The organism is Acetatifactor muris (assembly GCF_024623325.1).
GTDB lineage: Bacteria > Bacillota > Clostridia > Lachnospirales > Lachnospiraceae > Acetatifactor > Acetatifactor muris.
The window spans coordinates 156524-182744 of sequence record NZ_JANJZD010000003.1 but is presented as its reverse complement, the minus strand read 5'-3'; the positions used below and the strand labels follow the sequence as shown (position 1 = coordinate 182744).

The 26221-nt window shown below is 51.1% G+C and carries 21 protein-coding genes; 20 read left to right on the top strand and 1 reads right to left on the bottom strand.

The features are described from left to right. Positions 1-16: 16 nt before the first annotated feature. The 14 genes from infB to NSB25_RS04030 all read left to right on the top strand — a co-directional run bounded on the left by infB (position 17) and on the right by NSB25_RS04030 (position 17669). Entirely contained in the window at positions 17-3364 is a 3348-nt protein-coding gene (infB, locus tag NSB25_RS04095; protein WP_103238236.1) for a translation initiation factor IF-2, read from the top strand. Between the two features lie 44 nt (positions 3365-3408). Next, entirely contained in the window at positions 3409-3819 is a 411-nt protein-coding gene (gene rbfA / locus NSB25_RS04090) for a 30S ribosome-binding factor RbfA (RefSeq protein ID WP_103238092.1), read from the top strand. A gap of 26 nt (positions 3820-3845) precedes the next feature. Beyond that, a complete protein-coding gene (locus tag NSB25_RS04085; RefSeq protein ID WP_103238093.1) occupies positions 3846-4838 on the top strand; it encodes a DHH family phosphoesterase in 993 nt (330 codons plus the stop codon). After that, positions 4810-5715, top strand: a complete 906-nt coding sequence (gene truB, locus NSB25_RS04080) for a tRNA pseudouridine(55) synthase TruB (RefSeq protein WP_103238094.1) — start codon at positions 4810-4812, stop codon at positions 5713-5715. The genes NSB25_RS04085 and truB overlap by 29 nt, the downstream gene beginning before the upstream one ends. A 6-nt stretch (positions 5716-5721) precedes the next feature. Next, positions 5722-6642 (top strand): bifunctional riboflavin kinase/FAD synthetase, encoded by a 921-nt coding sequence (locus NSB25_RS04075; RefSeq protein WP_103238095.1) that lies wholly within the window; start codon positions 5722-5724, stop codon positions 6640-6642. Between the two features lie 27 nt (positions 6643-6669). Next, positions 6670-8307 carry a Na/Pi cotransporter family protein gene (locus tag NSB25_RS04070; RefSeq protein ID WP_103238096.1) on the top strand — a complete coding sequence of 546 codons (1638 nt, stop codon included), beginning with the start codon at positions 6670-6672 and terminating at the stop codon, positions 8305-8307. A gap of 129 nt (positions 8308-8436) precedes the next feature. Then, on the top strand, positions 8437-9468 hold the full coding sequence (locus NSB25_RS04065) for a C40 family peptidase (protein ID WP_242982285.1): 1032 nt from the start codon (positions 8437-8439) through the stop codon (positions 9466-9468). Between the two features lie 147 nt (positions 9469-9615). Then, the gene (gene rpsO, locus NSB25_RS04060) at positions 9616-9882 is read left to right on the top strand and encodes a 30S ribosomal protein S15 (RefSeq protein WP_103238097.1); all 267 of its coding nucleotides are present in this window, start codon (positions 9616-9618) and stop codon (positions 9880-9882) included. A 295-nt stretch (positions 9883-10177) separates the two neighbouring features. Beyond that, positions 10178-12283: a polyribonucleotide nucleotidyltransferase gene (locus tag NSB25_RS04055; protein ID WP_103238098.1), complete on the top strand. Its 2106-nt coding sequence runs from the start codon at positions 10178-10180 to the stop codon at positions 12281-12283. A 290-nt stretch (positions 12284-12573) separates the two neighbouring features. Then, positions 12574-13953 carry a TldD/PmbA family protein gene (locus tag NSB25_RS04050; RefSeq protein WP_103238238.1) on the top strand — a complete coding sequence of 460 codons (1380 nt, stop codon included), beginning with the start codon at positions 12574-12576 and terminating at the stop codon, positions 13951-13953. A 144-nt stretch (positions 13954-14097) separates the two neighbouring features. Beyond that, on the top strand, positions 14098-15426 hold the full coding sequence (locus tag NSB25_RS04045) for a TldD/PmbA family protein (protein WP_103238099.1): 1329 nt from the start codon (positions 14098-14100) through the stop codon (positions 15424-15426). 155 nt (positions 15427-15581) lie between these two features. Then, positions 15582-15974: a hypothetical protein gene (locus NSB25_RS04040; protein ID WP_103238100.1), complete on the top strand. Its 393-nt coding sequence runs from the start codon at positions 15582-15584 to the stop codon at positions 15972-15974. 33 nt (positions 15975-16007) lie between these two features. After that, positions 16008-16841, top strand: a complete 834-nt coding sequence (locus NSB25_RS04035) for a DUF5685 family protein (RefSeq protein WP_257479226.1) — start codon at positions 16008-16010, stop codon at positions 16839-16841. 78 nt (positions 16842-16919) lie between these two features. Then, positions 16920-17669, top strand: a complete 750-nt coding sequence (locus NSB25_RS04030; RefSeq protein ID WP_103238102.1) for a DnaJ domain-containing protein — start codon at positions 16920-16922, stop codon at positions 17667-17669. A 4-nt stretch (positions 17670-17673) separates the two neighbouring features. On the opposite strand, the gene NSB25_RS04025 is transcribed toward NSB25_RS04030, so the two are convergent. Continuing rightward, positions 17674-18546, bottom strand: coding sequence for an AraC family transcriptional regulator (locus tag NSB25_RS04025; RefSeq protein WP_103238103.1), 873 nt, complete (start codon positions 18544-18546; stop codon positions 17674-17676). Between the two features lie 438 nt (positions 18547-18984). Here NSB25_RS04025 and NSB25_RS04020 point away from each other — a divergent pair, with 438 nt between their 5' ends. The 6 genes from NSB25_RS04020 to NSB25_RS03995 all read left to right on the top strand — a co-directional run bounded on the left by NSB25_RS04020 (position 18985) and on the right by NSB25_RS03995 (position 26096). Further along, positions 18985-20412, top strand: coding sequence for a carbohydrate ABC transporter substrate-binding protein (locus tag NSB25_RS04020; protein WP_103238104.1), 1428 nt, complete (start codon positions 18985-18987; stop codon positions 20410-20412). A gap of 134 nt (positions 20413-20546) precedes the next feature. Then, entirely contained in the window at positions 20547-21440 is an 894-nt protein-coding gene (locus NSB25_RS04015; RefSeq protein ID WP_103238105.1) for a carbohydrate ABC transporter permease, read from the top strand. Between the two features lie 18 nt (positions 21441-21458). Beyond that, a complete protein-coding gene (locus tag NSB25_RS04010) occupies positions 21459-22340 on the top strand; it encodes a carbohydrate ABC transporter permease (RefSeq protein WP_103238106.1) in 882 nt (293 codons plus the stop codon). Positions 22341-22584: 244 nt separating this feature from the next. Next, complete coding sequence (locus NSB25_RS04005) at positions 22585-22749, top strand: DUF6903 family protein (RefSeq protein ID WP_172454939.1); 165 nt, start codon at positions 22585-22587, stop codon at positions 22747-22749. A 57-nt stretch (positions 22750-22806) separates the two neighbouring features. Continuing rightward, positions 22807-24978 (top strand): 1,3-beta-galactosyl-N-acetylhexosamine phosphorylase, encoded by a 2172-nt coding sequence (gene gnpA, locus NSB25_RS04000; RefSeq protein WP_416385564.1) that lies wholly within the window; start codon positions 22807-22809, stop codon positions 24976-24978. Further along, positions 24975-26096 (top strand): phosphotransferase enzyme family protein, encoded by a 1122-nt coding sequence (locus NSB25_RS03995; protein ID WP_103238107.1) that lies wholly within the window; start codon positions 24975-24977, stop codon positions 26094-26096. Before gnpA ends, NSB25_RS03995 begins: the two co-directional genes overlap by 4 nt. The last annotated feature ends 125 nt before the right edge of the window (positions 26097-26221 follow it).

Sequence of the window (26221 nt, the reverse complement as noted above, 5' to 3'; positions counted from 1 at the left end):
AGAAATGGAGGAAGGCATGGCGAAAATAAAAGTACATGAACTGGCAAAAGAATTGGAAGTGCAGAGTAAAGATATATTGGGCTTTCTGCAGGGAAAGGGAATCGAAGCGAAAGCGGCGCAGAGCTCCATTGATGAATCGGCATCCGAGCTGGTACGTGCGGCATTTGGAAAGAACGTGAAAAGCGGCACGGAGAAAGCAGCCTCACGGGCGCCGGCAGAGGAACTGACGAAGAAGAAAGAACCGACGAAAGAAGAGGTGGTTAAAATGCCCGGAAAAGAGGAAGCGGCAAAAGCTGCCGGAAAGGGAACGGGAAAGCCTGCCAGGCCGGCGGAGGCCGGGGCGGGAGACGCTCCCAAAAAGAAGAAAACGATTATTTTTGTGAGTAATCCGCAGAATTCAAAGATGTCGGGGCAGCAGCGCCCCGCCCAGGGAAAATCAGGACAGGGCGGAGGGGGAACCCAGCAGCGCGGCGGACAGAGCAGACCGCAGAATAACCGCAATGACCGCGGAGACCGCAAGCCCCAGGCACAGGCGCCCGTGCGTCCCATTAAGCCCCTGACACCGCCGTCTCCCACACCGGCGGTACAGATGGTGCCTCCGAAGCCGCAGCAGCCGAAGCCCAGAGCAGAGCAGCCCCAGCGCAGGACGCCGGCAGCAGTCCAGCCGGAAGAACAGCAGGCCATACTCAGAAAGGGGCAGGAGGAGCAGCTTCAGGTCGAGAAGGCACAGATCGAGAGAACCCAGAACCCGGTGGAACAGACGGAGCAGCTTCAGAATAACAGGCCGCAGACTGAGAGTGTGCAGAGCGACAGACCTCAGGCCGATAGAATACAGGGCGACGGACCGCAGACTGAGAGAAGTCAGAACGACAGATCCCAGACCGGGAAAATACAGAACGAAAGACCTCAGACAGAGAGAAGTCAGACAGACAGACACCAGGGAGACAGGAGTCAGACAGACAGGGGCAGAACTGACAGACCCCGCGCAGACAGATTTCAGAGCGACAGGCCTCAGGGCGAGCGCTATCAGGGCAACAGGTCCCAGAATGCAGGCGGCAGGCAGGACAGACCTGCAAGGGACGGATATACCCAGGGGAATCGCGGGCAGGAAGGGCGCTTCCAGGATAACCGCAGTCGTGATAATCGGGGCGGCTATGGCAGCAGCCAGGGCGGTCAGGGCAACAGAACGGAGCGCGGACAATTCCAGCCAAGAGGAGGCAATGGGCAGAATGCCAGAACGCAGGGAGACAGACAGAGTGGATTTCAGAGACCTGGCAGGCCGGGCTTTGGCGGCGGCCAGACTGATCGGCGCGGTCCGGGGGCTGGTCCGGGCGCTAACCGTAACTTTAACGGCAGCCCGCGTGATAATCGTCCAAATGGAGGACAGGGAGCCGGATTCAGAGATAATAAGCCGGGTAAAAGCTTCGCTGGAGAGGCTCCGGCAAAAGATATGGAGAAGAAGCGTGAGGAAGATAAGAGGCGCGCGAACAGCCAGGAGAAAGGCAAACGTTCCCGGAAGGATCATATCTATGAGGAAGACGAGGCTTTAAGGAATAAGCCGGGCAGATTTATCAGACCGGAAAAGAAAAAAGAAGATGCGGCAGAAGAAGTGATTAAGGTGATTGTTCTGCCGGAAATGATTACCATCAAGGAATTTGCGGAGAAAATGAAGCAGCAGCCGTCTGCCATCGTGAAGAAGCTGTTCCTGGAAGGCAAGATAGTGACGGTAAACCAGGAGATTTCTTACGAAGAGGCAGAAAATATTGCCATGGAATACGATATTCTCTGCGAGAGAGAAGTGAAGGTAGACGTCATTGAAGAGCTGCTGAAGGAAGAGGAAGAGGAGGAAGCTTCTCTGAAGGACAGACCTCCGGTGATCTGTGTGATGGGGCATGTAGACCACGGTAAAACTTCCCTGTTGGATACCATCAGGAAGACACATGTCACAGACAGAGAGGCGGGCGGTATTACACAGCACATTGGTGCGTATACTGTAGACGTGGACGGAAGAAAGATAACCTTCCTGGATACGCCGGGACACGAGGCTTTTACGGCCATGCGTATGCGGGGAGCGAATTCTACAGATATTGCCATACTGGTGGTGGCGGCGGACGACGGCGTCATGCCCCAGACCGTGGAAGCCATCAGCCATGCGAAGGCTGCCGGTATTGAGATAGTGGTGGCGGTGAACAAAATTGATAAGCCGTCGGCGAATATCGAAAGGGTGAAGCAGGAGCTGACAGAACACGAACTGATTGCCACCGACTGGGGCGGCAATACGGAGTTTGTTCCCGTTTCCGCGAAGACAGGCGACGGCATAGACGACCTGCTGGAGACCATTCTGCTGACAGCGGATATACTGGAGCTGAAGGCGAATCCCGACAGACGGGCGAGAGGTCTGGTGATTGAGGCCGAGCTGGACAAAGGCCGGGGACCTGTGGCAACCGTTCTGGTACAGAAGGGTACACTGCATGTAGGAGATTTTGTGTCCGCAGGTGCGTGCCATGGTAAGGTCAGGGCCATGATTGACGACAAGGGTAGAAGAGTGAAGGAAGCGGCTCCTTCCACACCGGTGGAGATTCTCGGCCTGTCTGATGTTCCCAGCGCCGGCGAGGTGTTTCTGGCCCACGAGAACGATAAGACGGCAAAATCCTATGCGGAGACTTATCTTGCGCAGAATAAAGAGAAGATGCTGGAAGAAACCAGAAGCAAAATGTCGCTGGATGATCTGTTCTCTCAGATTAAAGAAGGCAATCTGAAAGAACTGAATCTGATCGTGAAAGCGGATGTACAGGGCAGCGTGGAGGCTGTAAAACAGTCTCTGGTGAAATTGTCCAACGAAGAGGTTGTGGTGAAATGTATCCACGGCGGTGTGGGCGCCATCAATGAATCCGATGTGACCCTGGCCAGTGCGTCCAATGCCATTATTATCGGCTTCAATGTGCGGCCGGATGCCACGGCGAAGACCACAGCCGAACGCGAAGGCGTGGATGTGAGACTTTACAGAGTCATCTATCAGGCGATTGAGGATGTGGAAGCTGCCATGAAGGGAATGCTGGATCCTGTGTTCGAGGAGAAAGTTATCGGCCATGCGGAGATCAGACAGATATTCAAGGCTTCCCAGATCGGCAACATTGCAGGGTCCTATATCACGGACGGAATCTTCCAGAGAGGGTGCAAAATCCGCATCACCCGGGAGGGAGAGCAGATTTACGAGGGCGCTCTGGCTTCCCTGAAGAGATTCAAGGACGATGTGAAGGAAGTGAAGGAAGGCTTCGAATGCGGTCTTGTATTTGAAGGATTTGACAGGATACAGGAATTTGATGCGGTGGAGGCTTATGTTATGGTAGAAGTGCCGAGGTAAAATCTGCCCTGGCATGTGACAGTTGATTTTTGCAGGAATGAGAGATGAGAAAAAACAGTGTAAAAAATACCCGTATTAACGGGGAGGTACAGCGTGTGCTGGCAGAGACAATCCGGGGAGAAATCAAGGATCCCCGGATCAGTCCCTGGACCAGTGTGGTGTCTGTGGAGGTGGCTCCGGACTTAAAGAGCTGCAAGGCATGGATTAGTGTACTGGGGGACGAAGAGGCGCAGCGTGCTACTTTGGAAGGGCTTAAGAGCGCCGAAGGATTTATTAAGAACAGAATTGCAAAAGTGATCAATCTGCGGAATACACCGGAGATCAGTTTTGTGATGGACCAGTCGATTGCGTATGGTGTCAGTATGTCCAGGCGAATCGACGAGGTGATTGCCAGGGATGATGAAAGTGCGCGGAAACGGGAGGATACCGGGCCCCGGGAAGAGACACATTCCTGAATCAAAAATGGAGGATAAGGATATCGATGAAATTAGATCTGTTGGAAGAATGTAAAGCAGCCGGGAGTATCGGAATCAGCGGCCATGTGCGGCCTGACGGCGACTGTGTGGGCGCCTGTCTGGGGTTATGGCAGTATCTGAAAAAATGCTGTCCCCAGGCCCGGGTGCAGGTATATCTGGAAAAGCCGGCGGACATTTTTAAAGGAATTAAGGGATTTGATGAAATCATTACTGATTTTCCCAGGGAGTCTTCTTTTGATGTGTTCTTTGTGCTGGACTGTGCTGCCGACAGACTGGGAGGGGCGCTGCCTTATTTTCAGACAGCGACGAAGACGATTAATATAGATCATCACATCAGCAATCCGGGCGGCGGGCAGTTAAATTATATCAGGCCGGAAGCAGGTTCCACCTGTGAGCTCATCTATGATCTGATAAATCCGGACATGCTGGATAAGGATCTGGCCATGGCCATCTATGTGGGAATGATTCATGATACAGGAGTTTTCCAGTATTCGAATACCACCCCGGCAGCGATGGAGAAGGGGGCAAAACTGATTGGCTATGGCTTTGATTTTGCCGGACTGATACAGGAGACCTTTTACCGGAAAACCTATGTACAGGCCCAGATTATGGGCAGGACCCTGATGGAGAGCATCCGTTTCCTGGACGGCGCCTGTATTGTCAGCGCCATTGACCGCAAGACCATGGAATTTTATCATGCGGAGCCAAAGGACCTGGACGGCATTGTGAATCAGCTGCGCAATATCGAAGGGATTGCGTGTGCCATTTTCATGTATCAGACAGGGGTGCTGGAGTATAAGGTAAGCCTGCGCACCAGTGAGAAGGTCAACGCCGCGGAAGTGGCGTCATATTTCGGAGGCGGAGGACATGTGCGGGCGGCAGGCTGTACCATGGCAGGTACGTTCCATGACTGCGTGAACAATCTTTCCTTACATATTGAGAAGCAATTGAAGAAATGGGAAGCGGAGCATGATAAACGGAATAGTGATAATTCATAAGGAGCCTGATTATACTTCCCATGATGTGGTGGCCAAAATGCGCGGAATCTGCGGCCAGAAAAAAGTGGGACACACCGGGACGCTTGACCCCATGGCAACAGGGGTGCTGCCTGTCTGCCTGGGAAGCGCCACCAAAGTGTGCGATATGCTGGCGGACAGGGAGAAAGAATATGTGGCGGAGCTTCTGCTGGGGGTAGAGACGGACACGCAGGATATCACCGGGAAAAGGCTGGCGGAACGCAATCCGGAGGTCTCGGCGGAAATGGTCCGGGAGGCAATCTTGTCATTTCAGGGAGAATACAGTCAGATTCCGCCCATGTATTCTGCGCTGAAGGTGAACGGGAAAAAGCTGTACGAGCTGGCCAGGGCGGGGAAGGAAGTGGAGCGCAGACCCCGTGCTGTCTATATACGGGAGCTGGAAATATTGGAGTGCAGTCTGCCGGTGGTTCGCTTCCGGGTGATTTGCTCCAAGGGAACTTATATTCGGACGCTCTGTGCGGATATCGGCGAAAAGCTGGGGTGCGGCGGCACCATGCAGAGCCTGCGGCGAACGGCTGTGGGAGCATTTCGGCTGGAAGATGCGTATACGCTGGAGGAACTGCAGCAGCTGAAGGATGGAGGCCGGCTGCGGGAAGCAATCCTTCCCGTGGACAGTGTCTTCGGCAGCTGCCCGGTACTGCATGTGCGGAGGGAGTATCTCAGACTGCTGGATAACGGCAATGCCATTTTGCCGGAACAGACAGCGGAGAAAGAATTATATGCCCCGGACAGATGGGTACGGATGTATGGGGCTGACGAAAGCTTCTGCGGAATTTATGCTTATGAGGCTGACCGGAAACGGTACAGGCCGGTAAAAATGTTTTTGGAGAAAGAGTGAGCCTTTTTGGAAATCATTACAGGTACGACACAATTTAAGCTGGAAAGGGATACGGCAGTTGCCCTTGGAAAATTTGACGGGATACACATCGGTCACAGGAGACTGCTGGAGGAAATTCTGTCCCGCAGGGAAAAAGGGCTGACTGCCTGTGTTTTTACTTTTGACCCTTCCCCTGCCGTATTTTTCGGGGGGAATGACGGGAAGGAACTGACCACCGGGGAGGAGAAACGCCTTTTATTTGAAAGGCTTGGCGTGGAGATTCTGATTGAATTTCCGCTGAACAGAGAGACTGCGGCCACACCCCCTGAGCGGTTTGCCAGGCAGATTCTGGCCGAACAGATGAAAGTGCGGTTTCTGGCGGCGGGAAGTGATCTTTCCTTCGGGGCGAAGGGCGCGGGCAATGCGGCACTTCTGCGCAGACTGGGGCCGGAACTGGGATTTGAAGTTACCACCGTGGACAAGGTGTGCCTGGAAGGACGGGAGGTAAGTTCTACCCTGGTGCGGGAACAGGTGGAAAAAGGAAATATGGAGACGGCAAAACGGCTGCTGGGGATACCCTATATGGTCACGGGGAAAGTGGTCAGGGGAAAGCAGATCGGCCATACACTGGGATTTCCCACGGTAAATCTTCTGCCGCCCGACAATAAGCTTCTGCCGCCGAACGGCGTATATTTTTCCCGGGTCCGCGTGGGGGAGAGGACATACCGGGCGGTGAGCAATGTGGGATACAAGCCCACAGTCAACGCAGACAAAGTGATGGGAGTGGAATCTTTTCTGTACGACTTTGAAGAGGACATATACGGAGCGTACATTGAAGTCAGCCTGGAGGCATTTCACAGGCCGGAACGGCGATTTGAGAGCATGGAGGCTCTGAAGATACAGATTCAGAAGGATATCGCTGCCGGGAGAAGCTTCCGTGAGAGGTAACAAAAGAAAACAGGATAGGGAGAACGAATGAACGCAAGTATAATTTTGTCAATGGCAGGCGGCCTGGGGCTTTTTCTGTTTGGCATGCGTGTGATGAGTGATTCCATAGAAAAGGTTGCCGGCGCAAGGCTGCGCCGGATTCTGGAATTTTTCACCACTAACCGCTTCAGCGGTATGATCGTCGGTATCGTCTTTACCGGCATAATACAATCCTCGTCGGCCTGTACGGCGATGGTAGTCAGTTTCGTCAATGCCGGTCTGATGAATCTGTATCAGGCTGCAGGTGTTATATTCGGTGCCAATATCGGTACCACAGTCACTTCACAGCTGGTATCCTTTAATCTTTCCGCTTATGCACCCGTGATTCTTCTGGCAGGGGTGCTGGTCGCCATGTTCTGCAGGAAGGAAAAAATCAGGAAATTTGCCGATATTATTATCGGCTTCGGCGTGCTGTTTCTGGGGCTCAGCACCATGTCCGCCTCCATGGCGGGAATGAGGGAAGTGCCGGAAATTGTGAATCTGCTGGGGTCTCTGAAGACGCCCATCGTGGCTACGCTGGTGGGCCTGGCACTGACCACAATTATTCAGAGCTCTTCCGTCACGGTGAGTATTGTGCTTCTGCTGGCCAACCAGGAGCTGCTGTCGCTCTCCATGTCACTTTATATCATTCTGGGCTGTAATATCGGCGCCTGTACCACCGCACTGCTGGCCTCCATGGCAGGAAAAAAGGATGCGAAGAGAGCTGCTCTGATCCATTTCTGGTTTAATGTGATTGGAACGGCCATCCTTTATCTGATTCTCTTTGCGGCGGAAGAGCCGGTGTCGAATCTGATCTGGTCGGTGTCCGCGGACAGGGGACGCTTTGTGGCCAATGCCCACACCATGATCAAAATCTTCCAGGTAGTGGTTCTGTTCCCTTTCTCCGGGTGGATTGTAAAGCTTTCCTGCCTCTGTGTGCCGGGAGAGGACAGAAAGGTGAACTACCGCGAAAGTCACCAGCTGAAGTATATCGGTGACAAGGTGGTGTTCAATCCCGCTACCGCCGTGGTGGAGGTCATCAAAGAGCTGGACCGTATGGCTTCTCTGGCCAGCGAGAATCTGAACAGGGCGTTTAACGCGCTGATTACTTTGGACGAGGAAGACATTGCGGAGGTCTACGAGGTGGAGGAGAATATTGATTTCCTCAGCCATGCCATTACGGATTATCTGGTGAAAATCAACCAGACCACCCTTCCCATAGAGGACCTGAAAAGTCTCGGCGCGCTGTTCCATGTGGCCAGTGATATTGAGAGAATCGGAGACCACGCGGAGAATGTGGCGGATGCCGCGAAAATGCGCAGAGACCAGAACATTTCTCTGAGCGGGGAGGCGCAGAAGGAGCTGGGAGAAATCCTGGATATGGTGAATACCCTGATGCGCTATTCTATTGATATGTTTGCCAGAAGTGATGAAAGCCATATGCAGGAGGTCATTGATCTGGAGAACAAAGTGGACGCAAAGGAAAAGGAGATGCAGAGAGCGCATGTACGTCGCCTGGCGCAGGGAGAATGTACGCCGGAGGCCGGCATGATGTTCTCCGATCTCACTTCGGGACTGGAACGTGTGGCAGACCATGCCACCAACATAGCTTTTGCTATTATTGAGGCCGAGACGGCAGAAGATTAAAGGTTTGACAGGAATATTTCATAAGTTATTAACTTTTTGTTGACAGATGGACAGTGTCTGTGTATAATTTGTAATAGATGTAACAAATTCGTAACAATTTGGCAGATGTTTATTACAGAGGGAAGATACATGAGATATTCAAAAAACAGAAAGATTGCAATGGCTTCGGCAGGTTTGATGCTCTGTCTGGCTCTGGAACCGTTAACAGTGTCCGCGGAAGAGAATGTACTGCAGTTTGCAGGTGTGACTACACTTCTGGAGTCCAGTCTGACCACAGAGGAGTACATTGAAGCAGCGCAGCAGGCTCAGGGCGCTGCCTGGGGATATACCAACATTGGGGTGGCCAATGTGGAAAGCGGGAATCTGAATGTGCGCCAGGAGCCCTCCACCGACAGCAAAATGGTGGGTAAGATGCCGAAGAACTCTGTGTGTGAAGTGCTGGAGACCGTAGATGGCTGGGCTCATATTACTTCAGGGGAAGTGGAAGGGTATGTGAATCTGGATTATCTGCTGATCGGACCGGACGCGAAGCTGAAGGCGAACGAACTGGTACACACCGTGGTGGTGGTGAATACAGACGGTCTGAACGTGCGGGATGAAGCCAATACGGAAAGCGCCGTGCTCACCCAGGTGCCTCAGGGAGAGGAACTGGAATATATAGAGACGCTGGAGGGATGGATAAAAGTCGGCATTGACGACGAGGAGGCCTATGTTGCGGCAGAGTATGTGACTGTGACGGAGAAGCTTGACACTGCCATTACCATGACCGAACTTCTGTACGGTGCCGGTGTGTCCGATGTGCGTGTGGAACTGGTGGAATATGCGAAGCAGTTTCTGGGCAACCGCTATGTGTGGGGCGGAACCAGCCTGACAAAGGGGGCCGACTGCTCGGGCTTTGTGCTGAGTGTGTTCAAGAAATTCGGGGTATCGCTGCCTCATCATTCCGGTTCTCAGGCGAATTCGGGAACGAAGATTTCCGCCGGAGATCTGCAGCCGGGTGATCTTGTCTTCTATGGCAACAGCCGGGGAACCATTAACCATGTGGCGATTTATATCGGCGGAGGACAGGTGATTCACGCGAGCAGTGTGAAGACCGGTATCAAGATCAGCAACTATAAATACCGTACACCTGTGAAGTATGTGAGGATATTGCAGGATTAAAAATTCCGGTTTACAATTTCCGGGAAATATGCTAAGATAATCAAGTGTGAGGCAGGTGCCTCGCATATGATTCAGCCGATGCTCGGATACGGGATACTCCGACCCGGTCTTAGTGTCAGGCGGTTATAAATACAGGAGGAAAGAGAAATGATTTCTAAGGAAAAGAAAACAGCAGTTATGAACGAGTACGCCAGGACACCCGGCGATACCGGCTCACCCGAGGTACAGGTAGCCGTTTTGACGGCAAGGATTCAGGAACTCACCGAGCATCTGAAGGTGAACCCGAAGGACCATCACTCCCGCCGCGGTATGTTGAAGATGGTAGGTCAGAGGCGTGGTCTTCTGGAGTATCTGAAGAAGAAAGACATTGAGAGATATCGTTCTCTGATTGAGAGACTTGGCTTAAGAAAATAAGGCTGACTGAAAACGGAGGCAGGCCGAAGGAAATTCGGCTCTCCGTTTTTTGCGTTGAGAAAGGACCAACTGCCGGCATTCCGGGGACAGTCAGGGCGGATGTCCGGTTTCTGTAATGGTAATCCGGAACAGAAGAAAGTTCCGAGACCGCTGAAAAGATTATGTGAGAGCACATGCTCTTTTCAGTAGTTTCGGTGTCTTCTGTTCCTGTGTCTGCAGAAGATGTGTTTATGGCATTTTCTGCGGGATATATTAAGAAAAGAACCGTGGAGAACGGTGGAATGGAGGAATTTTTATGTACAAGACCTATGAAATGGAGCTGGCCGGGCGCACGCTGAAGGTTGACATCAACCGGGTGGGAAAGCAGGCGAACGGCTGTGCGTTTATGCATTACGGAGATACCGTGGTGCTCAGCACGGCGACTGCTTCGGACAAGCCCAGAGAGGGAATCGACTTTTTCCCGCTGAGTGTGGAGTTCGAGGAGAAAATGTATGCCGTTGGGAAGATTCCGGGCGGATTTAACAAGAGAGAGGGAAAGGCCAGCGAGAACGCGGTGCTGACCAGCCGTGTCATTGACAGACCCATGCGGCCTCTGTTTCCGAAGGACTACCGCAATGACGTAACCCTGAACAATATGGTGATGAGTGTGGATCCGCAGTGCCGCCCTGAACTGGTGGCCATGCTGGGGGCGGCGATTGCCACCAGTATCTCGGACATTCCCTTTGACGGTCCCTGTGCCATGACCCAGATGGGCATGATAGACGGAGAATTTATTGTAAATCCTTCCCAGGAGCAGTGGAAGAACGGAGATTTGAATCTGACCGTGGCCTCCACCAGAGAGAAGGTAATCATGATTGAAGCCGGAGCCAATGAGATTCCGGAGAACAGAATGCTTGAGGCAATCTATAAGGCTCACGAAATCAATCAGACCATCATCGCCTTCATTGACGGAATTGTGGCGGAAGTGGGGAAGAAAAAGCACGAATATACCAGCTGTGCCATTCCGGAAGAAATGTTTGAAGAGATAAAGAGAATCGTGCCTCCGGAAGAAATGGAAGTGGCTGTGTTCACGGACGACAAACAGAGCCGTGAGGATAACATCCGGACCATTACGGAGAAGCTGGAGGAAGCTTTCGCGGAGAAGGAAGAGTGGCTTGCCATTCTGGGAGAAGCGGTTTATCAGTATGAGAAGAAGACGGTGCGCAAGATGATTCTGAAGGACCATAAGCGTCCCGACGGACGTGAGATCACCCAGATTCGTCCTCTGGCGGCCGAAGTTGACATTATTCCCCGTGTGCATGGTTCCGCCATGTTCACACGCGGACAGACCCAGATCTGCAATGTGTGTACGCTGGCGCCCCTGTCCGAACAGCAGAGAATTGACGGACTGGATGAGAACGAAGTCAGCAAGAGATATATGCATCATTATAACTTCCCCTCCTATTCCGTGGGTGAGACGAAGCCTTCCCGCGGTCCCGGAAGACGTGAGATCGGTCACGGCGCGCTGGCGGAGAGAGCTTTGATTCCTGTGCTTCCCAGCGAGGAAGAGTTCCCTTACGCTATCCGCACTGTGTCGGAGACCTTTGAGTCCAACGGCTCCACCTCCATGGCTTCCACCTGTGCTTCCTGTATGGCTCTGATGGCGGCAGGCGTTCCCATTAAGAAGATGGTGGCGGGGATTTCATGCGGTCTGGTGACCGGGGAGACGGATGATGACTTCGTATTGCTCACAGATATCCAGGGCCTGGAGGACTTCTTCGGAGACATGGACTTCAAGGTGACCGGTACCACAGAAGGCATCACAGCCATTCAGATGGATATCAAGATTCACGGTCTGACCAGACCTATTGTGGAAGGTGCCATTGCAAGATGCCGTGAGGCGAGACTGTTCATCATGGATAACTGCATGAAAACGGCTATCGCTGCGCCCAGAGCGGAAGTGGGACCTTATGCGCCGAAGATTATCTCCATCCAGATTGATCCGGAGAGAATCGGGGATGTGGTAGGGCAGAGAGGAAAGACCATCAATGAGATCATTGCCCGCACAGGGGTAAAGATTGACATCACTGACGACGGAAACGTGTCGGTGTGCGGTACTGACAAGGAAATGATGGACAAAGCCATCGAAATGATTAAGATGATTGTCACCGATTTCGAGGAAGGACAGATTTTCAAGGGCAAGGTGGTCAGTATCAAAGAGTTCGGGGCATTCCTTGAATTTGCACCCGGCAAGGAAGGTATGGTTCATATCTCCAAGATTGCCAGAGAGAGAATCAACAGAGTGGAGGATGTGCTGACCCTGGGTGATGTGGTGACAGTGGTCTGCCTGGGTAAGGACAGAATGGGACGAATCAGCTTCTCCATGAAGGATGTGGCACAGGATCTTCCGAACCATAAATGAGAGGAATCCCTGTAACAGTCCGGACAGGAGAAACAGTCCGGTCAGGGCGCTGAACTGTAGCCAGGTACAAATACAAAATAAAGAAAGCTGCTTCAGGGAGACTGCAAAACGGTCTCCCTGTATTGCACACAGGTCCGTACATGGAAGCTTATCGTTAAAGCAGTATGCGGGTCATTTGGCCGGAAACGTTTTCCGGTTTGACGAAAGACAGTAAAACGAATGCGCCGAAGGGATTTTATCCAACTTCTGCCGGGGCAGGTCGTGACAGAATTATAACAGGAGGTCAGAACATGATATCAAAAGAAGTATTAAAAGAAGCCCTGGGCCGTGCACTGGCCACAGGTGCGGACTATGCGGAGGTATTTGCAGAACATACCAGAAGCAAGAATATCAACATTATATCCGGGAAGACAGACAAGATCGGAGATGCCGTCATTTCAGGAGTGGGAATCCGGATTTTCAAGGGAACCCGCTGTGTGTCCGGTTCGGCGTCTTCTCTCTCGGCCGAGGCTGTGCTGAGCTGTGCATCGAGGGTGGCGGATGCACTGACCGGTTCGGCGCTGATTCAGAATGTGGTGCTGCGGGAGCGGATATTCGGCGATATCCATCCCATTCAGATTGTGCCGGCGGATGCGGCAAATGCGGATAAAATTGATTATCTGCGGCAGGCATGTCTGGCTGCGAAGGACTATCATGACGAGATCGTCCAGGTGAACGGCAATTACATAGAAGCGGACCACGAAATCCTCATTGCCACCAGCGAAGGCCTGCTGGCCCGGGACAGACAGATCCGCACCAGAGTTTCCATTTCTTCCATTGCCAGCATGGACGGGGAGAACCAGACAGGCAGTGTCACACCCGGCGCCAGAAAAGGGTTGGAGCTTTTCGAAGATTTTGACCCCAGGGAGCTGGGCAGGAAAGCATCCGCCCAGGCAGTTACCATGCTGCACGCCGGCTATATCAAGGCCGGTACCATGCCCGTTGCCATCGAGAACGGTTTCGGCGGCGTCATTTTCCACGAAGCCTGCGGACATTCGCTGGAGGCTTCCTGTGTGGCGCTGGGCCAGTCTCAGTTTGCAGGAAAGCTGGGAGAAAAGATCGCCAATGAAAAAGTAACCGCCATCGACGACGGAACCATTCCAAATTCCTGGGGCTCTGTCAATATCGATGATGAAGGTACGCCTGCCCGCAGAAATGTACTGATCGAGAACGGCGTTTTGAAATCCTATATGATTGATAAACTGAATGGACGGAGAATGGGCATGGAGTCCACCGGCAACTGCAGGCGTCAGAGCTATCAGTTTGAGCCTACCTCCCGCATGACCAACACCTATATAGCTGCGGGAGAGGACAGGGACGAGGATATTATCGCTTCCATAGAATACGGTCTCTATGCGAAAAGCATGGGCGGCGGGTCCGTGAATCCTGTGACAGGGCAGTTTAACTTTGCCGTCAACGAGGGATATCTGATTAAAAATGGTAAAGTCTGCGAGCCGGTGCGGGGCGCCAGTCTCATTGGCAAAGGTTCCGACGTGATTATGAATATCGACATGGTCGGTAAAAATGTGGCGAGAGCACAGGGCATGTGCGGCGCTTCTTCGGGCAGTATTCCCACGGATGTGGGGCAGCCCCTGATTCGCGTATCGTCCATTACGGTGGGAGGACGGTAAGCCACGGCAGCGACTTAAAACAACATCATCCCGGTCAGTACCCCAGAGAAGTTACGAACGCATGCAATTAGCGGCCGGAAGTTCTCTGCCGGCGTTCCTGGGTACAGACCGGGATGATGTGGGACTGGAATAGGAGGATCAAAAATGGAATATAAGGAATTTAAGGAAGCCGTAATCAGAATAGCGGCGAAGATGCAGATAGCGGAGTATGAATTATATTATGAGGAAAGCGAGTCCGCTTCTGTGGAGATTTATCAGGAGGAAGTCAAGGGGTACGGTACGGAGAACAGAATGGGCGTTGGACTGCGCTGTATTGTGGACGGGAAGGCGGGGTATGCCTCCACAGAGAATCTGACGGAGGAAGAAGCAGCTTCTCTGATTGCCCGTGCGTTGGACAACGCACGGTCTATTGAGAGTGAAGAGAAGTCCTTTCTCCATGAAAAAGGGGATGTTTATGCGGCAGGCGCGGAGATGGATGAGACGGTTCCCACAGGTACGGAGCTGATGGATATGGCGTTGGGCGTTCAGAAGGAGATGTATCAGGCCGACAGCCGCGTAAGCGACGGCACACAGACTTATACGACTTATACCAGAGGATGCTGTGCTCTGTACAATTCCAATGGTCTGGACCTGGAGGACAGAACCGCTTACGGTGTCTGCCTGGGAATGGCTTTGGTGGCAGAAGGCGGTGAGCTGTACGACGGCAGTAAGCGAAAGACAGGGCGTCTGCAGGATTTTGACATCAGAGACATTGCCGCGGAGGCAGTGGAGGATGCGGTATCCACCATTGGTGCCGGCAGTGTTCCCAGCGGGAAATATACGGTGGTATTTTCCAATAAGGCCATGGCAACTCTGCTGCAGACCTATTCCGACATTTTTTCCGCGGAGCAGGCCCAGAAGGGAATGTCACTGCTGGCGGGAAAAGAAGGGGAGGAGATTGCGGCGGATATCGTGACCATTGTGGATGACCCCAGGTATGAGGACGGTATCATAAAGAGAACCTTTGACGGGGAAGGCGTGGCGGCATATGCGAAAAATGTGGTGGAAAAGGGTGTGCTTTCCACGCTGCTGCACAACCTGAAAACCGCCGCCAATGCAGGGGTAAAGACAACGGGAAACGCCAGCAGAGCTTCCTATGCCTCAGTGGTGGGTGTCAGTCCTTTTACCTTTTATATTCAGCCGGGGCAGGAGCCGGATCTTCTTGCGGCCGCAGGCGACGGAATCTATGTGACGGAGATGATGGGTCTTCACGCAGGCGCGAATCCGGTGACGGGGGACTTCTCTCTTTCTTCCGGGGGCTTTTTGATTGCAGACGGCAAAAAGAGTGCGCCGGTGAAGAATTTTACCGTATCGGGGAATTTCTTTACCCTGTTGAAGGAGATTGAGAAAGTGGGTGCAGATTTGGAGTTTATCCGCGGCAAATACGGTTCTCCCTCTGTTCTGGTGCGCAATCTTGCCGTGGCAGGCAAGTAAGTCTATGCCATAACGTTTAATATTTATTTATATTTATTTAATTGTATTTCCTGTAAAAAAGTTTAAAATGTAACGTAGCAACCGGGAGTTTTTCATTCATGGCAGCAGAAAACCAGCATGGTGGTGTTTTCTGCTGTTTGTCAGGAGGCAATGAGATGAGAGAAAAATTACAGCGCTTTATGTGGGGCCGCTACGGGAATGACAATCTGAATCAGTTCTTGCTGGCGTTTGCCTTTGCGTGTCTGATTATTTCATTTTTCGGCGGCAGTCTGTTTTACATATTGGCTACTGTCGTAATGATTTATGCTTATTTCCGCATGTTTTCCAGGAATACCGGCAGACGGGCCGCTGAGAACCAGAAGTATCTGAAGCAGACAATGAAAATCAGGAGCTTTTTTATCAGGAAGAAGAGAGAGTGGGGACAGCGCAGAGTATATCATATATATAAATGTCCGAACTGCAGACAGAAAATCCGTGTGCCCAGAGGAAAGGGCAAAATTGCCATCAGATGCAGAAAATGCGGAAATGAGTTTATCAGGAAAAGTTAAGCATGCCCGCCCTTGATGGCACGGAGGTTTGGAATGTTCGGATATATCATGATCAACAAGGCTGAGATGAAATTCAGGGAATTTGACGTATACCATTCTTTTTACTGCGGTATCTGCCGGGAACTGAAAAAGAAGTACGGTGTCTGCGGTCAGATGTCTCTGAGCTATGATATGACGTTTCTGGCGATTCTGCTGACAGGGCTTTACGAGCCGGAGACCCGGAGCGGAAGCTGTAAATGTGTGGCGCATCCCTTTGAAAGTCACGAGACCAGAAATAATATCTATACGGAATATGCCGCGGATATGAATATTCTTTTTTCCTGTTATAAATGTCGGGATGACTGGGAGGATGAGAGAAAATTCCGGAAACTTATCTACGGCAGAGTACTTGAAGGCAGGGCCGGCAGACTGAAGGAACTGTACGGGACCAAGCTGAGAACCATAAATCTGCTGATGCAGGATTTTTCGGAGCAGGAGAAAGCGGAGGCCGCCGATATTGACGCCCTGGCGGGATTGTTCGGCGCAGTTATGGGCGAGATTATGGCTGTGCGCGAGGACGAATGGGCGGAGAGTCTGAGACGGCTGGGATTTTTTCTGGGGAAATTTATTTACCTCTGTGATGCCTATGAGGATATAGAAGCGGATATCAGAAAAGGTACCCCGAATCCGTTGAAACAGAAGTATGGGAATCCGGATTTTGAGGAAGAATGCAGGACCATTTTGATGATGATGATGTCAGAGTGCTGTCGGGAGTTTGAGAGCCTTCCCATTCTGGAAAATGTGGAAATTCTGCGGAATATTCTTTACTCCGGTGTCTGGGGCAGATATGAGGCTGTCCATGACAGGAGACTTCAGACGAAAGCCTGAGGATGTGGTCAGGAAAATAACTTCAGAAGCGGCCCCATATGGACAGCAGATGAGGAAATGTAAGGAAACGAGGATAAGATGTACGATCCATACAGTGTATTAGGCGTGAGCAGAAATGCTTCCGAGGAAGAGATCAAAAAAGCATATAAGACATTGAGCCGCAGGTATCATCCGGATGCCAATGTGAACAACCCCAACAAAGCACAGGCGGAAGAGAAATTCAAAGAAATTCAGTCGGCCTATCAGCAGGTTATGAAGGAGCGGACATCCGGGTACGGCAGTTCCGGCTACAGGGGAAGCGGCTATGGCAGAACCGGCTATGGAAACGGGGACGGTTACGGCGGCCAGGGGAGAGACCCTTTCGGCGGGTACGGACCCTTTGGCGGTTTCGGGGGCTTTGGAGGCTTTGGCCAGGGGCAGAGTACCGGCTATGAAGAGAATACGTATCTTCGCGCCGCAGGTAATTATATCCGCAACGGTTATTACCGGGAAGCCAGAACCACACTGGACAATGTGGACAGTCGTGAGCGGAGTGCAAGGTGGTATTATTACAGTGCCATTGCGCATTCCGGCCTGGGCAATAATGTGGCGGCGCTGGAACATGCAAAGCAGGCCTCGGCGCTGGAGCCGGACAATGTGGATTACCGGAGTCTGGTACAGCAGTTCGAGAGCGGCGGCAGCTGGTACAGACAGCGGCAGGCTGCCTATGGGTATCCTGCCTTTGGAGGCGGCAATATCTGTCTGAAGATTGTCCTTGCCAATATGATCTGTAATGTGTGCTGTCTGGGCGGCGGATGCTGCGGCGGACGCGGAATGTACTATTATTGACGGATCATTTCCGCTGTTGCTTCTGATATTCGTTTCTGTGGGCTATGGGCGTTTTACCCGTAGCCTTTTTGAATGCCTGGGAAAAATAAGACTGGGAGGAAAAGCCCAGCAGGGTGGAAATCTGTGCGATGGAATAGGTGGTGGACTCCAGAAGCGCTTTTCCCTCCTGGATTCTCTTCTGGAGAAGATAGTTTATGGGAGAGAGGCCTGCATACCGGGTGAAAGCATGTACCATATAATATTTGTTCATGTGCGTGATCTCAACCAATGTATCCAGCGTGATATTTTCTGCGTAATGGGCGTCCAGATAATTCTTGATCTGCGCGCATTCTCTGTTCAGGAGTGTATTGCTGCTCTGAACAATGGAGAGATTGTCATTTCTCAGCATACACAGCAGAAGTACTTCCAGAAGATTCTGGCAGACCGCCTCGTAATTCTCCTCTTTGCGGGAGATTTCCTCCAGCATGATATTCAGATATGCATATACTTTCGAATTCGGCATATTACACTTGTAAACCATTCCGGAGGGCGTGTGAAGAGAGAGACTGTCCTGGGCGGAGGCGATGGTTTCACAGGAGAAGGCCAGACCGTCTATACCCAGTACGATATAATCCAGAGGGGAGGTGCGCAGAGATTTCTCCGTGTGCTGCACATGGGGATTGATGATGACCATGTCGTTTTTGCACACGGGAAATTCCCTTCCGTCTGCCACAAAGGTGCCGTTGCCGTTCACCACATAGAACAATTCGCTGAAGGGATGGGAGTGCAGAATGCTCTGCCAGTCCCCCTCGTATTTGGAGGTGGATACATATAAAAGGGTGGAGGCGCCAATAGAAGAATTTTTCCTGCCATCGATGCGGTGTCTTGTATTTCCCATTGTATTTCGTCTCCTTTTCTGTTCCGATATCTGCCGTGGGCGGTGCCTTTATCATACCTCACTTTAGAAATTTTGTCCATTTAATTCATTTTTATACAAAAAATATAAAATCCAGGTGGAGAAAATCAGACAACATAAGAAAATAACAGCTTGCAAAAAGAGAATATTTTTCCCATGGCACCTGAGAAAAAATTGTTTATATGACCAAAAATAAATTAAAGATGCAATTTAAATATATATTTTGCACAATATATACTATTTTGTTATTGGTTTTTAAATAAAGCATAATAAAAGCAATATATCTAAAATAGTCAGCAACAATCGAGTTGAAAGCAGGCACAAAGTTCGTTATACTCTAATTACAGTTCAGAAGAGACGGACTGAATGTTACAGACAACGAAGGTTCTATACCTACTATTAAAAGGAGGATCAGACATTATGAAAAGGAAAAAGATTTTTGCTGCTCTGCTGGCGGCGGCCATGATGACATCCGTTATGACCGGATGCGGCAATGCTGGCGCAGGTTCCGGCAGCGACAGCAGTACGGGTGACACAGGCAGCGAAAGTTCCTCTGCTGCAGAAAGTACTTCTCAGACAGAGGAGAGCCAGGAATCTGCGGACAGCTCGGCTGAGGTGGAGGAGCAGGTTCTGAAAGTGGCGGCTTTTGAAGGCGGCTACGGCGCTGAGATGTGGAGTGAAGTGGCGGCTGCCTTTGAGAATTCTCATCCCGGTGTCACTGTGGAACTCACAGTGGACAAGAAACTGGAAGATGTGATCAGCCCCGGTATGAAGGCCGGAGATTATCCGGATGTGGTTCATCTGGCAACAGGCCGTGAAGCAGCCCTGACAGAGACTCTGACAAAGGAGAACGCACTTCTTCCGCTGACAGATGTTCTGGATATGACAGTGCCTGGGGAGAATGTGACGGTTAAGGACAAAGTGGTTCCCGGCTTCCTTGACACACTGGCGACCAACCCTTACGGCGACGGCGTGACCTATTATGCTCCCATGTTCTACAGCCCCTGCGGTCTGTTCTACAATGCGGGTCTGTTCAAGGAGAAGAACTGGGAAGTTCCCACCACATGGGAAGAAATGTGGGCTTTGGGCGACAAGGCAAAGGAAGAGGGAATTGCCCTGTTTACATATCCCACCACAGGATACTTTGACGCATTTACTTACGCGACGCTTTCCTCCGCGGGCGGTCCGGATTTCTTCAATAAATGTATGACCTATGAAGACGGTATCTGGGAGAGCGAGAACGCCACCAAGGTCTTCAGCCTGATTGAGAAGCTGGGGCAGTATACGGAAGAGACTACTGTTGCCAATGCAAACAATGACAATTTCACCAAGAACCAGCAGCTGATTCTGGATAATAAGGCAATCTTCTGCCCCAACGGAACATGGCTTCCCGAGGAAATGAAGGATGCGCCCAGAGCTGATGGGTTCGAGTGGGGCTTCATGGCGATTCCCGCTGTGAATGACGGCGGAGCAGGATGTTCTTTCTGCTGGTTTGAGCAGATGTGGATTCCGGCAGCGGCAGAGAATCAGGATATGGCAAAAGAATTTGTGGCTTACATGTACTCAGATGAGGCGGCACAGATTTTTGCGAAATCAGGCGCTATTCAGCCGATTACCGGTGTGAGCGATTACCTTGAAGGTGACAACAAACTGTTCTACAGCATTTATGACAACGGCGCAACCGCAGTTATGGGCGGATTTGCTGCAACGGCTCCGGTAGAAGGCGTTAACATGCTGGATACACTGTGCGGAACCGTGAACAGTATCGTGAGCGGAGACAAGACAGTTGCAGAATGGCAGGCAGCTGTGGAGGAAGCAAGCGACAAGCTGAGAGAAGCAATGGAATAAAGATTTGACGGAGCGCTCCGAAGGTTCCCGCCTTTGGAGCGTTTTTTCCTTACAGTAAGTCCGTCGGCGGGCGGACATGGAATCGGAAGGATGCCGCAGGCTGGATTGGGCAGCCGGAGACAGGAGGGACGGAATTGAAAAGAGGACGAGCGAGAAGTGTGTTTATCGGGGTGTGCGTGGCACCCGCTGTTATTTTATTTGTTATTTTTATGCTGATTCCCACCTTTAACGTGTTCAAAATGTCGCTTTATAAGTGGGGAGGGTATTCCAACAACAAGGAATTTGTGGGACTCAATAATTTCAAAATATTGATGGAGGATACCAATTTTTTCCGTTCTTTTCAGAACACTGTCCTCCTGATTACCTTTGTCACCATTGTGACAATGGCGCTGGCGCTGATTTTTGCGGCGCTTCTTTCCAGGGAGAAGATTAAGGGGCAGAATTTTTTCAGAATTGTTTTCTATATACCCAATATTCTGTCGGTGGTGGTAATCTCCGCTATCTTCTCTGCTATATATGACCCGAATAACGGGCTCCTGAACAGTGTGCTCGGCATTTTCAGGGGCAGTGATAAAACGCCCATTCTCTGGCTGGGAGATCAGAAGCTGGTGATTTACAGTCTGGTTATCGCCATGATCTGGCAGGCAATCGGCTACTACATGGTTATGTACATGGCAAGTATGGCGGCCGTGCCGGAGAGCCTGTATGAATCGGCCAGCCTGGAGGGCGCGGGAAGAATCAGGCAGTTCTTTTCCATCACATTGCCGTTGATCTGGGTCAATGTGAGGACCACATTGACCTTCTTTGTCATCAGCTCCATCAATCTGAGCTTCCTCTTCGTCAAGTCTCTCACCAGCGGAGGTCCGGACGGTTCCACGGAAGTATTCCTGAGCTATATGTATAAGCAGGCATATACAAATTCTTCCTATGGATACGGTATGGCCATCGGTGTGGTAGTGTTCCTGTTTTCCTTTGGGCTGTCGGCGGTTGTGAATTTTGTCACAAAAAGAGAGATTCTGGAGTATTAGGGCAGGGGGTACATATAAATGAAAAAGAAAAAAGAAATGAGCTTAGAGACGTTATACAGGATTTTTATCTATGTGGCCCTGCTCACTCTGGCTGTCAGCATTGTTGTGCCGGTAGGCTGGGTATTCCTGGCATCCATAAAGGAGAATTCCGAATTTTACGGGAACCCCTGGACCATGCCCAAAGGCTTTTACTTCCAGAACTTTGTGGACGCCTTTCAGAAGGCGAAAATGGGTGAATATTTTCTGAATTCCGTGCTGGTGACGGCCCTGGCGCTTATTCTGCTGCTGGTAGTGGCATTGCCTGCGGCCTATGTGCTGGCCAGGTATCGCTTCCGGGGAAGCAGACTGATCAATACCATGTTTATGGGAGGCCTTTTTATCAACGTCAACTATATTGTCGTACCTATTTTTCTGATGTTTGTGGATGCGGATAAATTTCTGAAGACAATGGGGGCAGGCGGGTTTTTCCTGAACAATCTGTTCGTTGTGGCGCTGGTCTATGCCTCCACGGCCCTGCCTTTTACCATTTATCTGCTTTCAGGATTTTTCGCCACCATACCCAGAGATTATGAGGAGGCGGCTTATGTGGACGGAAGCGGGTACTTCCGGACCATGGTCCATATCATGATGCCCATGGCCCTGCCCAGTATCATTACGGTGATTCTGTTTAATTTCCTGTCCTTCTGGAATGAGTATATCATTTCCATGACATTGCTGACGAAGGATGCGAAGACCCTTCCCGTGGGCCTGATGCAGCTGATGCAGGCCCAGAAAGCGGCGGCAAATTACGGACAGCTGTATGCCGGTCTCGTGATTGTCATGCTGCCCACATTGATTCTTTACATCATGGTGCAGAAGAAGCTGACACAGGGCATGAGCCTGGGCGGCCTGAAGGGATAAAAGGCAGCGACTATATCAGCGCAGCCCAAGATAGGTACTGAACGGGCTGCTGCGGAACTCAATATAGAAAGTAAAGTCGCAAAGACGCAGGAGAGGAATTTTCATGAGAGTCCTTTCGAATGAAAATTTCTCTCCTGAGGTGTGCGTAATGTGCGAAGGGCACGCGCATAAAGAGACTTTACTCTTAATTGCCGTATGCGGCAATTTGTGCCGTCGCGCAGCGACTTTATTAGGAGGACAAAATATGAAATGGATAAGCGGGATTTTATACACGGTGATTTTTCTGGTAAGTATGGCGCTGATTGCCTTTGGACAGCGCAACATAGGACCGGTGGGACTGCTGGTAATGCTTGTGGGGCTGGCGGGAATATTGGTTCTTCTTTATCTGTACAATCGCAAATTTAGATGATAGAATAAGAGGGAACAGTTCGGCCGGACTGTTTCCGGAGAGGACGGAGACAGGATGATGAATATGGAGAAGAAGGGCAGACTGACGCTGCCTACGGATGTGGACATGGTGGAAGAAACCATGCGTCTGCAGGAGCTGCTGGGGGCGGATGCGCTGCGGGATTGCGACGGAACAGCCATGCCGGATGCGCTTCTGCAGTCCGGTGCCAAAATATATGCGACTTATTATACCACCCGAAAGGATAATGAGTGGGCGGAGAGCCACCCGGAGGAGATACAGCAGGAGTATCTGATCAGTGACCGGGTGACGGCCAGAGGAAAGAGTCTGCGCATTGAACTGATGAAAGGATTCCACCGGGAACAGCTGAAGGTGAATACGCTGGATTCTCCCAAGAGATGGTGGGAGGTAATGGACAGGACCACCGGTGAGCCGGTTCCCACGGAACAATGGGAATATGACGAAGAGACCGGCGAGGTGGTCATTGAGAGCATTCCCTATCATCAGTACACCGTAAGCTTTCTGGCTTTTCTGATCTGGGACCCGGTACATATGTATAACTTTATCACAAACGACTGGAAAGATGCGCCTCATCAGCTGACCTATGATGTACGTCAGCCGAAGACCAGAGAGTATGTGAAAAATAAGCTTAAGAGATGGTGTCAGGAGAACCCGGATGTGAATGTGGTGCGTTTTACTACCTTTTTCCACCAGTTTACTTTGACATTCGATGATAAAAAGAGAGAGAAATTTGTAGAGTGGTTCGGATACAGTGCCAGTGTCAGTCCTTATATTCTGGAACAGTTTGAAAAATGGGCGGGTTATAAATTCCGGCCGGAATATATTGTGGATCAGGGATATCACAATTCCATTTTCCGCGTGCCTTCCAGAGAGTTTAGGGATTTCATTGAATTCCAGCAGAGAGAAGTCAGCTCCCTGGCGAAAGAGCTGGTGGATATTGTACATGAATATGGCAAGGAAGCCATGATGTTTCTGGGAGACCACTGGATCGGGACGGAGCCCTTCGGAAAATATTTCGCGAATATCGGACTGGACGCCGTTGTGGGGTCTGTGGGAGACGGTGTCACACTCCGCATGATTTCGGATATTAAGGGTGTGAAGTATACGGAAGGAAGACTTCTTCCATACTTTTTCCCGGATGTGTTTACAGAGGGAGGCGACCCCATAGGGGAAGCCCAGGAGAACTGGCTGAAAGCAAGGAGAGCCATTCTGCGCTCCCCCCTGGACAGGATCGGATACGGCGGATATCTGAAGCTGGCCAACGAGTGGCCGGGCTTTATTGACCAGATAAAACGTGTGGTGGATGAATTCCGGCAGATCCATGCCAATATGCAGGGGACGAAGGCCTACACGGCGCCTTTCAAGGTGGGAATTCTCAACTGCTGGGGAAATCTGAGAAGATGGATGGCCAATCAGGTACATCATGCGCTCTGGTACAGAGAGATTTATTCCTATGTGGGCGTGATCGAGTGTCTGAGCGGAATGCCATTTGATGTGGAATTTATTACCTTTGACCAGGTGAGAGAGGGCATTGACCCGGACATCAGGGTCATTATCAACGCGGGCGATGTGGGAACTTCCTGGAGCGGCGCGGAAAACTGGATGGATGAAACCATTGTCTGTGCCATCCGCAGATTCGTGGACCAGGGTGGCGGCTTCATCGGAGTGGGTGAGCCCAGCGCCTGTCAGTATCAGGGACGGTATTTCCAGCTCAGCGATGTGCTGGGAGTGGACAGAGAGCTTGGCTTCTCCATGAGTACTGATAAGTATAATGAGATGGACAGCAGTCATTTCATTCTGGAGGATATTGAGGGAGAGATTGATTTCGGAGAAGGAAAGAGCCGTATCTATGCCCAGGGAGAGAATTATCAGATCCTGAATATGGACGGAAAGTACAGCCGTCTGGTGGTGAATCAGTACGGAGAGGGCAGGAGCGTATACTTTGCGGGACTTCCCTATTCGCCCCAGAACTGCCGGCTTCTGCTGCGGGCAATCTACTATGCGGCCCATCAGGAAGCGGAGATGCGGAAGTTCTATGTATCCAATGTGGATACGGAGATTACGGTGTTTGAAGAGACCGGTAAAATCGCAGTGATAAACAATTCCAGAGAACCCAGACAGACAGATCTCTATGTACAGGGAGAAATCAGAGCGCATCTTGACATGGCGCCCATGGAAATTGTATGGCTGGATGTTGAGGAGAGAGAATGAGTACGGAATATTTGGAACAGAGCGGAACAGAAGAAGTGATCAGACAGTTTGCCGTGGAGGGGAAGCTGCTGGACAATCAGCCTTACGGGAACGGGCACATCAATGACACGCATTTGCTTACCTTCGGTACAGAACAGGGAAGAGAAAAGCGGTATATTCTCCAGCGGATGAATCAGAATGTATTCCGCAGGCCGAAGCAGCTTATGGAAAATGTGGTGTGTGTCACAGAATACCTGAGAGATGTAATCACCGCACAGGGCGGAGATCCGGACAGGGAGACACTGAATGTGATTCGGACTTTGGATGGCGCTTCCTTCTATGAGGATGAGAATCACGATTACTGGAGAATGTATCTGTATGTGGAGGGAACTCTGTGCCTGGAGAAAGTGGAAAACACGAAGAATTTCCATGACAGCGGCGTGGCCTTCGGACAGTTTCAGAGAATGCTTTCTGATTTTCCCGTGGAGAAGCTGTGGGAGACCATTCCTGACTTCCATAATACGCCTGTGCGTTTCCGGAATTTCCGGAAGGCTGTACAGGAGGACCGGCTGGGACGGGCCGCCGGCATAGAAAAGGAAATCCAGTTCGTTCTCTCCCGGGAAAAGGATGTGTCAGTGCTGACAGACCTGCTGGGGGAGGGAAAGCTTCCTCTGAGAGTGACACACAATGACACCAAGCTGAACAATGTGCTCTTTGACCGGGAGACAGGAAAGGTGCTTTGTGTCATTGATCTGGATACCGTGATGCCCGGACTTTCTCTCTATGATTTCGGGGATTCCATTCGCTTTGGGGCCAGCACCGGGGCGGAGGATGAGCGGGACCTGGATAAAGTGAGGCTGGATCTGGAATTATTTGAAGCTTTCACAAGAGGGTATCTGGAAGGCTGCGGAGGCAGTCTCACGGAAGAAGAGATTGCAATGCTGCCCATGGGAGCCAGGCTGATGACGCTGGAATGCGGGATGCGGTTCCTGGCGGATTATCTGGAAGGAGACAATTATTTTAAAATTCACAGGGAAGGACATAATCTGGACCGGGCCAGAACGCAGTTTAAGCTGGTGGAAGATATGGAAAACAGATGGGAGGAACTGACCGCTGTCGTCCAGAAGTGTAAAAGATAACGAATAGGAAAATCTTCTTGCATTTTATTTTGCGCTCCGTTATAATGGAGAACAAGATATAGATGCGAAGACCATAACAGACACAAGATATTGAAAGGGCCGTCTCCGTAGATTTCTGCGGAGCG